The following is a 1,961-nucleotide window of genomic DNA, read 5'->3' as shown; positions in this document are numbered from 1 at the left end:
CAGCGGCGCCGCGAGCCCGGGCCAGCGCACCTCGCGGCAGTGCAGGGCGAGGCGGGGCGCGGCCGGTCCGCCGTGCTCGTCGTCGCCGAGCAGCGGCACCCCGGCGAGGGCCGCATGCCGCCGCACCTGGTGCCGACGACCGTGGGAGAGGGTCGCCTCGTAGTGCACCCACCGGCCGTCGGCGCTGCGCCCGATGCGACGGAACGCCGTGGCCGCCGTCTTGCCGTCGACCTCGTCCTCGCGCGTCCAGGCGTCGCCGAGCGCCAGGTCGCGGCTGTCGGCAGCGGCCAGGAAGGAGTACGTCTTCGTCGCGGCACCGCTCGCGTGGATCTCCTGGGCCCGGGCCGAGGCGTCCGCATGGCGGGCCAGCAGCAGCACGCCGCTCGTGCCCCGATCCAGACGCGACACGATGTGCACCTCCTCGTCGCGGTGCAGCGCGAGCCACTCGGCCGCGCCCAGCTCGCCCGGCTTGCCCGCGTGGGTGGCCAGACCGGTGGGCTTGTCCACCACGAGCCAGTCGTCGTCGCGGTGCAGGATCACGCGCGGCCCCCGCCGGCGACGGCGGCGAAGACCGCCACGAACTCGGCGTCCAGGGCCTGGCCGCGATTGCGCCCGTAGAACAGGTGCAGGCGCTCGAGCACGTCGGGCTTCGCCAGGCCCTCGGCCCTGGCCGCGACCACGACGTCCTGGGCGGCGGCCGGGCGCGGACCCCAGCGGAAGAGCTCGGTGCCGGCGGCGTCCAGCCCGACCAGGATGGGGATGCTGCGCGATCCGTTGGTCAGGTAGCGGTCCATGATCTCCGGGTGCGCGTCGCGCAGGACCAGGCGCAGGTCGATGTCGTCGCGCGCCGCGGCGAGGGCCGCGATGCAGGGCAGGCACTGGGCCGAGTCGCCGCACCACGGCTCGGTGACGGCGAGCCAGGTCTGGGGCCCGGGCAGGCGGGCCAGGAGGGCGGCCAGCTCCGCCGACGGCCGCCAGGTGCGCGCGATGCGGTTGGTGCGGTGCAGGTTCAGGCCCGTGAACTCCCAGTGCTCCCGGGTCTCGGCGTCGGCGTCGGGGCCGGGCTCGGTGGCCGCCTGGCGCTCGAATTCGGCCTGATAGGCGGCGGGGTCCAGGGCGGCGGCGGCGATGAGTTCGAGGATCTCGGACACGATGGTCTCCTTGGGTTTTCCCGGGCGCGGATTCGTCTGCTATGTTCTCACCATGCGCGTGAATTTCCAAATGGCAATGGCCGCCATCCTGATGGCCCTGCTCGGGTGCGCGGCGTCGTGCGGCGTCCAGACGGGCTACGTCCCGGAAACCGTCCCGGTCCACCGGGGCCGCGGGCTGCTCGACGCACCGCCGGCGGCGCTCGACTCGCTGCGTGTCCTCAGTTGGAACATCGCCTACGCCGACAGCGTGGACCTGGCCGTGCGCGAGCTGCGGGCCGATCCGCGCCTCGCCGCCGCCGACATCGTGCTGCTGCAGGAGATGGACCCCGACGGCAGCCGCCGCGTGGCCGCGGCCCTCGGCTTCCATCTGGCCCACGCCGCCTCGATGATCTCGCCCCACGATGCCGACCTCTTCGGCAACGCCGTGCTGTCGCGCTGGCCCATCGCGGCGGCGGGGGTGCTCGTGCTGCCCCACGGGACGCCCTGGACCGGCCACCGCCGCAGCGCCGTCTGGGCCGACGTCGACCTCGGCCCCTGGGGTGTGCTGCGGGCGGTCAGCCTCCACGCGGCCACGCTGGTCGTCGACCAGGAGGACCGCTTCGCCCAGCACGCCGCCGCCGCCGACAGCCTCGCCCGCAGCGGCGACATCGTGGTCTTCGGCGGTGACTTCAACACCGTGTCCGACTTCGAGGTCGACCGGTTGCGCCAGGCCATGCGGCGGCGCGGCCTGCACGCCGTGCGCCTGCCCGCCGGCCCGACGATCCGCAACCGCTTCAAGCGCCTGCCGGGCTCCGTGCCCGTGCTCGACCA

The 1,961-nt window shown here is 74.7% G+C and carries 3 protein-coding genes; 1 reads left to right on the top strand and 2 read right to left on the bottom strand.

The features are described 5' to 3' along the window. Both KDM41_18055 and KDM41_18050 read right to left on the bottom strand, forming a co-directional pair. A partial coding sequence (locus KDM41_18055; protein MCB1185327.1) for a hypothetical protein occupies positions 1–540 on the bottom strand: 540 nt, incomplete at its 3' end. Further along, a complete protein-coding gene (locus KDM41_18050) occupies positions 537–1,151 on the bottom strand; it encodes a thioredoxin family protein (protein MCB1185326.1) in 615 nt (204 codons plus the stop codon). The genes KDM41_18050 and KDM41_18055, both read right to left, overlap by 4 nt. 70 nt (positions 1,152–1,221) lie before the next feature. On the opposite strand from KDM41_18050, the gene KDM41_18045 reads away from it, so the two are divergent. Next, the coding region (locus tag KDM41_18045; GenBank protein MCB1185325.1) for an endonuclease/exonuclease/phosphatase family protein at positions 1,222–1,961 on the top strand (740 nt) is incomplete at its 3' end.

Source organism: bacterium, assembly GCA_020440705.1.
Taxonomy (GTDB): Bacteria; Krumholzibacteriota; Krumholzibacteriia; order LZORAL124-64-63; family LZORAL124-64-63; genus JAGRNP01.
The sequence above is the reverse complement of the archived record's forward strand: the minus strand, read 5'-3'. Positions and strand labels throughout refer to the sequence as shown.